General features: G+C 71.8%; 6 protein-coding genes and 1 pseudogene. 4 read left to right on the top strand and 3 right to left on the bottom strand.

Going from position 1 to position 6,464, the window contains the following annotated elements; translation table 11 throughout:
* The 3 genes and pseudogenes from GT030_RS36055 to GT030_RS01195 all read left to right on the top strand — a co-directional run.
* Positions 1 to 103: pseudogene (locus GT030_RS36055) on the top strand (acyl-CoA carboxylase subunit epsilon); the annotation flags it as partial.
* 60 nt (positions 104 to 163) lie between these two features.
* Positions 164 to 292 carry a hypothetical protein gene (locus GT030_RS37020; protein WP_267881259.1) on the top strand — a complete coding sequence of 43 codons (129 nt, stop codon included), beginning with the start codon at positions 164 to 166 and terminating at the stop codon, positions 290 to 292.
* A gap of 27 nt (positions 293 to 319) precedes the next feature.
* On the top strand, positions 320 to 934 hold the full coding sequence (locus tag GT030_RS01195; RefSeq protein ID WP_161199397.1) for a nucleoside triphosphate pyrophosphatase: 615 nt from the start codon (positions 320 to 322) through the stop codon (positions 932 to 934).
* Here GT030_RS01195 and GT030_RS01190 read toward each other — a convergent pair.
* Positions 906 to 1,454, bottom strand: coding sequence for a hypothetical protein (locus GT030_RS01190; protein WP_161199396.1), 549 nt, complete (start codon positions 1,452 to 1,454; stop codon positions 906 to 908). The two genes, GT030_RS01195 and GT030_RS01190, sit on opposite strands and share 29 nt — an antisense overlap.
* Before the next feature lie 375 nt (positions 1,455 to 1,829).
* On the opposite strand from GT030_RS01190, the gene GT030_RS01185 reads away from it, so the two are divergent.
* On the top strand, positions 1,830 to 3,602 hold the full coding sequence (locus GT030_RS01185; protein ID WP_161199395.1) for a biotin carboxylase N-terminal domain-containing protein: 1,773 nt from the start codon (positions 1,830 to 1,832) through the stop codon (positions 3,600 to 3,602).
* 170 nt (positions 3,603 to 3,772) lie between these two features.
* Here GT030_RS01185 and GT030_RS01180 read toward each other — a convergent pair whose 3' ends face one another.
* Together GT030_RS01180 and GT030_RS01175 are read right to left on the bottom strand one after the other, a co-directional pair.
* Positions 3,773 to 4,714, bottom strand: coding sequence for a DeoR/GlpR family DNA-binding transcription regulator (locus tag GT030_RS01180; RefSeq protein ID WP_161199394.1), 942 nt, complete (start codon positions 4,712 to 4,714; stop codon positions 3,773 to 3,775).
* A 141-nt stretch (positions 4,715 to 4,855) separates the two neighbouring features.
* Complete coding sequence (locus tag GT030_RS01175) at positions 4,856 to 6,304, bottom strand: NAD(P)H-quinone dehydrogenase (RefSeq protein ID WP_161199393.1); 1,449 nt, start codon at positions 6,302 to 6,304, stop codon at positions 4,856 to 4,858.
* Positions 6,305 to 6,464: the final 160 nt, after the last annotated feature.

Here is a 6,464-nt window from a genome sequence, read left to right as displayed (position 1 = left end):
GGAGGGGCCGCGCGACGCGTGGTCGGACCCGGCGCGCATCGCCACCCGGAGCCTGCCCCGGCCGGGGCCGGTGTCCTGGTCCCGGACCTACTGGCCGGGCTGAGCCGGAACCTGAGTACGGGTACTCAGGCGCGCGGGCCGGGCCGCGCCCCACGCTGGAGCCATGCTGTGGTCAGACCCCGAGGACGAGCCGCCCGAGGAACTCCGTCACATGGAGGAGAAGCTCAGGCGGCTCGGCCTCTTCATGGCCCTGGCCATGGTGCTGGCGATGATCGTCATCGGGCTGAGGTGAGGAGAGGACCGGCGCTAGGCTGATCGCATGACAGACCAGCGGCGCCGCCTTGTTCTCGCCTCCCAGTCCCCCGCCCGGCTGGGTCTGCTGCGGCAGGCCGGACTGGCGCCCGAGGTGATCGTCAGCGGAGTGGACGAGGACGCCGTCACCGCCCCCACCCCGGCCGAGCTGGCCCTCGCCCTCGCCGAGGCCAAGGCGTCCGTGGTGGCGGCCCGGCCCGAGGTGCAGGGCGCGCTGGTGATCGGCTGCGACTCGGTGCTGGAACTGGACGGACAGGCGCTCGGCAAGCCCGCCGACGCGGAGGAGGCCACCGCCCGCTGGAAGGCGATGCGCGGCCGCGCCGGGGTCCTCCAGACCGGTCACTGCATCTGGGACACCGCCGCCAAGCGGTACGTCTCCGCGACCGCCTCCACCGTGGTCCGCTTCGGCGAGCCCACGGACGAGGAGGTCGCCCGCTACGTCGCCTCCGGCGAGCCCCTCCACGTCGCCGGGGCCTTCACCCTGGACGGCCGCTCGGCGCCCTTCATCGAGGGCATCGAGGGCGACCACGGCAACGTGATCGGCATCAGCCTCCCCCTCGTCCGCAAGCTGTTGCGCGAACTGGGTGTCGGGATCACGGAGTTGTGGGCGCCGTCCGAGTGATGTTCGGCGTGTCGGCCGTACGGCCCTGAGGGTCACCCGTAGGGGTGGACGTGGGCTTCGGTTCGGGGGCGGCCTCCGGGGCGCCTCCCGCACCGGGCGTGTCGCCGGCCGGACGGGCGCCCGTGTCACGCGGACGGTCGTACGTCACCAGCAGCAGCACCAGCAGGGCGAGCACCACCATCATCGCCAGGAACGCCCCCGGGCCCACCAGGCCCCACGCGACCGCGCCCAGCAGGCCGTGCACCACGGCGGCGCTGATCAGCAGGACCCGGCCGAGGCCGGCCGGGGCTCGGTCGCGCACCGCGACCAGCAGGGCCACCAGGGCGCAGAAGGCGAAGTAGAGCCCGAAGAGCACGGCTCCCACCTTCGAGGACGTCGCCATCACATCGGGGTCGAGGCCGGCCAGGGACATCCGCTGGTTGTCCACCACCACGCCGAGCAGCCAGTTCACCGCCGCGATGCCGACCGCCTCGGCCAGCAGGACGACCGTCACGATCCATGCCACCGGTCTGCGCACCACCGGCCCCACCCCACCTTCGCCGCCGCCCCCGCGCGGATCGCCTGTTACCGGCAGTACACCGGATCAGCGCGAACGCTACTAATGGGTAGGACGGGGGACAAGACCTCGGCCGGCGGCAAAGAATCATTGGGCCATTCGTAGGGACTCCACAAAGAAACCGCGTGGCCCGCAGCACGCTCTCACAGAGACCTTGGCCACATGACGGGGCTAGGGTTTTCCGGTGGAGTCCTGCGTACCGAGGTGCGACAAGGGCTTTCGCGGGTCGAGCGGGCCACGCATCACGCTCCGTGTGGGCAAGCTCACCATTGGGGACGGGTCGATGTGCCGTGTCGGCTGTCCCTAAACTCGGCTTGTTTCAAGGAGGGAGCCTCAATCGTGCGCAAGGTGCTCATCGCCAACCGTGGCGAAATCGCTGTCCGTGTGGCGCGGGCCTGCCGGGACGCAGGCATTGCGAGCGTGGCCGTGTACGCCGACCCGGATCGGGACGCTCTGCACGTCCGGGCCGCGGATGAGGCGTTCGCCCTGGGCGGTGACACCCCGGCCACCAGTTACCTGGACATCCAGAAGGTCCTGAACGCCGCGCGGGAGTCCGGCGCGGACGCGATCCATCCCGGCTACGGCTTCCTCTCGGAGAACGCCGAGTTCGCCCAGGCCGTGCTGGACGCGGGACTGACCTGGATCGGCCCGCCGCCGCAGGCGATCCGGGACCTCGGTGACAAGGTCGCCGCCCGGCACATCGCGCAGCGCGCGGGTGCCCCGCTGGTCGCCGGTACGCCGGACCCGGTCTCGGGCGCGGACGAGGTCGTGACCTTCGCCAAGGAGCACGGCCTGCCGATCGCGATCAAGGCCGCCTTCGGCGGTGGCGGTCGTGGCCTGAAGGTCGCCCGCACCCTCGAAGAGGTGCCGGAGCTGTACGACTCGGCGGTCCGCGAGGCCGTCGCCGCCTTCGGCCGGGGCGAGTGCTTCGTGGAGCGCTACCTCGACCGTCCCCGGCACGTGGAGACCCAGTGCCTGGCCGACAAGCACGGCAACGTGGTCGTCGTCTCCACCCGTGACTGCTCGCTCCAGCGCCGCCACCAGAAGCTCGTGGAGGAGGCCCCGGCGCCGTTCCTCTCCGAGGCCCAGGTCGAGGAGCTGTACCGGGCGTCCAAGGCCATCCTCAAGGAGGCGGGCTACGAGGGCGCCGGCACCTGTGAGTTCCTGGTCGGCCAGGACGGCACGATCTCCTTCCTGGAGGTCAACACCCGCCTCCAGGTCGAGCACCCCGTGACCGAGGAGGTCGCCGGGATCGACCTGGTCCGCGAGATGTTCCGCATCGCCGACGGCGAGGAGCTGGGCTACGGCGACCCCGAGCTGCGCGGGCACTCCTTCGAGTTCCGCATCAACGGCGAGGACCCGGGCCGGGGCTTCCTGCCCGCCCCCGGCACGGTCACCCGCTTCGACCCCCCGGCCGGCCCCGGTGTCCGGCTGGACGCGGGCGTGGAGGCCGGGTCGGTCATCGGCCCGGCGTGGGACTCCCTGCTGGCCAAGCTGGTCGTGACCGGCCGCACCCGCAAGGAGGCGCTGGAGCGCGCCGCGCGGGCGCTGGACGAGTTCCAGGTCGAGGGCATGGCCACGGCCATCCCGTTCCACCGTGTGGTGGTCCGGGACGCGGCCTTCGCGCCGGAGCTGACCGGCTCCGAGGACCCCTTCACGGTCCACACCCGCTGGATCGAGACCGAGTTCGTCAACGAGATCAAGCCCTTCACCGCCCCCGCCGACGCGGAGGCGGACGAGGAGCTGGGCCGTGAGACGGTCGTGGTCGAGGTCGGCGGCAAGCGCCTGGAGGTCTCCCTCCCCTCGTCGCTCGGCATGTCCCTGGCCCGTACCGGCCTCGCGGCGGGCGCCAAGCCCAAGCGCCGCGCGGCCAAGAAGTCCGGCCCCGTGGCCTCCGGCGACACCCTCGCCTCCCCGATGCAGGGCACCATCGTCAAGGTGGCCGTCGAAGAGGGCCAGACCGTCCAGGAGGGCGACCTCATCGTCGTCCTGGAGGCCATGAAGATGGAACAGCCCCTCAACGCCCACCGAGCCGGCACCGTCAAGGGCCTCCTCGCCGAGGTGGGCGCCTCCATCACCTCGGGCGCCCCGATCTGCGAGATCAAGGACTGACCCGACGTCACATCCCGACGCCCGGCGACCGAACTTGGTCCGCCGGGCGTCGGCTTTTACCCAGCGAAGGGCACGCTCGGCACAGCACCGCCGAAGGAACGGTTCCCCAGCGACGGGTGCCCGTTACGACGCCGACGCACCCCCGTCGGCCGTGACGCCCCGCCGAGGCGCTACCTGCGGCGCAGGTCGGCCACTCGGGGGCGGTCGGTGGGCTGGTCGCTGAGGACTCCGCGGAGGGCGGAGCCGGGGACCTGGCCCCGGCGGGGGCCGGGGAGCTGGGAGGCGCGCTGCCCGCGGGGGGCCTGGGGCTGGTCCGGGGCCGGGGCGCCGGCCGCTCCGGCCACCGTGATCTGCACGCCCTGATCGGCCAGGGCCTGGAGCTCGGTGGCGGCACGGTCGTCGTGGGCGGGGGGCTCGTCGGTGACCAGGCGGGTGATCGCCTCGGTGGGCACCGTACGGAACATGGTGTCCGTACCCAGCTTGGTGTGGTCGGCGAGGACCACGACCTCGGAGGCGGCCTGGACCAGGGCCCGGTCCACGGAGGCCGACAGCATGTTGGACGTGGACAGCCCGCGCTCGGCGGTCAGGCCGCTCCCGGAGAGGAACGCCTTGGAGACGCGCAGACCCTGGAGGGACTGCTCGGCGCCGGAGCCGACGAGGGCGTAGTTGGAGCCCCGGAGGGTGCCGCCGGTCATGACGACCTCCACCCGGTTGGCATGGGCCAGCGCCTGCGCCACCAGCAGGGAGTTGGTGACCACGGTCAGGCCCGGTACCCGGGCCAGTCTGCGGGCCAGCTCCTGGGTGGTCGTACCGGCGCCGACCACGATGGCCTCGCCCTCTTCGACCAGCCCTGCGGCGACGTCGGCGATGGCCGTCTTCTCCGCGGTCGCGAGATGGGATTTCTGCGGAAAGCCGGATTCTCGCGTGAATCCACCCGGCAGTACCGCACCGCCATGCCGGCGGTCGAGGAGTCCTTCTGCCTCCAGCGCGCGCACGTCCCGCCGTACGGTCACTTCGGAGGTCTGGACGACGCGGGCGAGTTCACGGAGCGACACGGCCCCGTTCGCTCGCACCATTTCGAGGATCAGTTGACGACGTTCTGCAGCGAACACGAAACTGACAGTAACCCCAACGACCGTCTGCTTTCAGCAGTTTGCGCCGAATAGCAGAAGTTGTTCGCAACCGGACCCCGGAAGTGATATAGGGACCTACCGGCCGACTATGCCGCCCGCATGGGCCGCGGGCGCCGCCGGTCAGCCCGCGCCGCCCGCCTTGCGGGTCTGCAACTGCCGGGCCACCTCGGCGATCGAGCCGGACAGCGACGGATAGACGGTGAACGCCTTGGCGATCTGCTCGACCGTCAGATTGTTGTCGACCGCGATCGAGATGGGGTGGATGAGTTCCGAGGCGCGCGGCGCGACGACCACGCCGCCGACCACGATCCCGGTGCCCGGCCGGCAGAAGATCTTGACGAAGCCGTCCCGGATGCCCTGCATCTTCGCGCGCGGGTTGCGCAGCAGCGGCAGCTTCACCACCCGCGCGTCGATCTTGCCCGCGTCCACGTCCGCCTGGCTGTAGCCGACCGTGGCGATCTCGGGGTCGGTGAAGACGTTGGAGGAGACCGTCTTGAGGTCGAGCGGGGCCACCGCGCCGCCGAGGAAGTGGTAGACCGCGATCCGGCCCTGCATCGCCGCGACGGAGGCCAGCGCGAAGACGCCGGTCACGTCACCGGCCGCGTACACGCCGGGCGCGCTCGTGCGGGACACCTTGTCGGTCCAGATGTGCCCGGAGTCGCGCAGCTTGACCCCGGCCCCCTCGAGGCCCAGGCCCGTGCTGTTCGGGATCGCACCGACCGCCATCAGACAGTGCGTACCGGTGATCACGCGGCCGTCGGCCAGGGTGACCTCCACCCGGTCGCCGACCCGCTTGGCGGACTGGGCGCGGGAGCGGGCCATCACGTTCATGCCCCGGCGGCGGAAGACGTCCTCCAGCACGACGGCGGCGTCCGGGTCCTCGCCGGGCAGCACGCGGTCGCGCGAGGAGACCAGGGTGACCTTGGAGCCGAGCGCCTGGTAGGCACCGGCGAACTCGGCGCCGGTGACGCCGGAGCCGACCACGATCAGCTCTTCGGGCAGCTCGGTGAGGTCGTAGACCTGGGTCCAGTTCAGGATGCGCTCGCCGTCCGGCTGGGCGTCGGGCAGCTCGCGCGGGTGGCCGCCGGTGGCGATGAGCACGGCGTCGGCGGTGAGGGTCTCCTCGGTGCCGTCGGCGGCGGTGACGACGACCTTGCGGGAGCCGTCGAGGGCCTGCATGCCCTCAAGGCGGCCCCGGCCGCGCATGACCCGGGCACCGGCGCGGGTGACGGAGGCGGTGATGTCGTGGGACTGGGCGAGCGCGAGCCGCTTCACCCGGCGGTTGACCTTGCCGAGGTCCACGCCGACCACGCGGGCCGCCTGCTCGATGTGCGGGGTGTCGTCGGCGACGATGATGCCCAGCTCCTCGTAGGAGGAGTCGAAGGTGGTCATCACCTCGGCCGTGGCGATGAGGGTCTTCGACGGCACGCAGTCGGTCAGCACCGACGCCCCGCCCAGACCGTCGCAGTCCACGACGGTCACCTCCGCGCCGAGCTGGGCGGCCGTCAGCGCCGCCTCGTATCCGCCGGGTCCGCCACCGATGATCACGATCCGAGTCACGTACCCCATTGTCCCGCACCCGGCCGGAAGCGGGCGCGCCGGGGGCACAAGCGTCCATACGGGCTGGTGGGAGCGGAGTTTTCACAGCGCCGGGAGGGCTCACCAGGCACTGACGGCACCGTCGGTCAAGCGTGCGCAGCCGTTTTGCCCAGCCTTTGTCGGAATCAGC

Origin of the sequence: Streptomyces sp. SID1328 (assembly GCF_009865595.1) — a bacterium.
Lineage (GTDB): Bacteria > Actinomycetota > Actinomycetes > Streptomycetales > Streptomycetaceae > Streptomyces > Streptomyces griseoluteus.
Note: the sequence above shows the minus strand (reverse complement) of the source record. Positions and strands in the feature narration are given on the sequence as shown.

Bases quoted from the DNA above. Each gene is read 5' to 3' on its own strand.
- GT030_RS37020 (WP_267881259.1), top strand. From the start codon at position 164: ATGCTGTGGTCAGACCCCGAGGACGAGCCGCCCGAGGAACTCCGTCAC.
- GT030_RS01195 (WP_161199397.1), top strand. From the start codon at position 320: ATGACAGACCAGCGGCGCCGCCTTGTTCTCGCCTCCCAGTCCCCCGCC.
- GT030_RS01175 (WP_161199393.1), bottom strand. From the start codon at position 6,304: ATGGGGTACGTGACTCGGATCGTGATCATCGGTGGCGGACCCGGCGGA.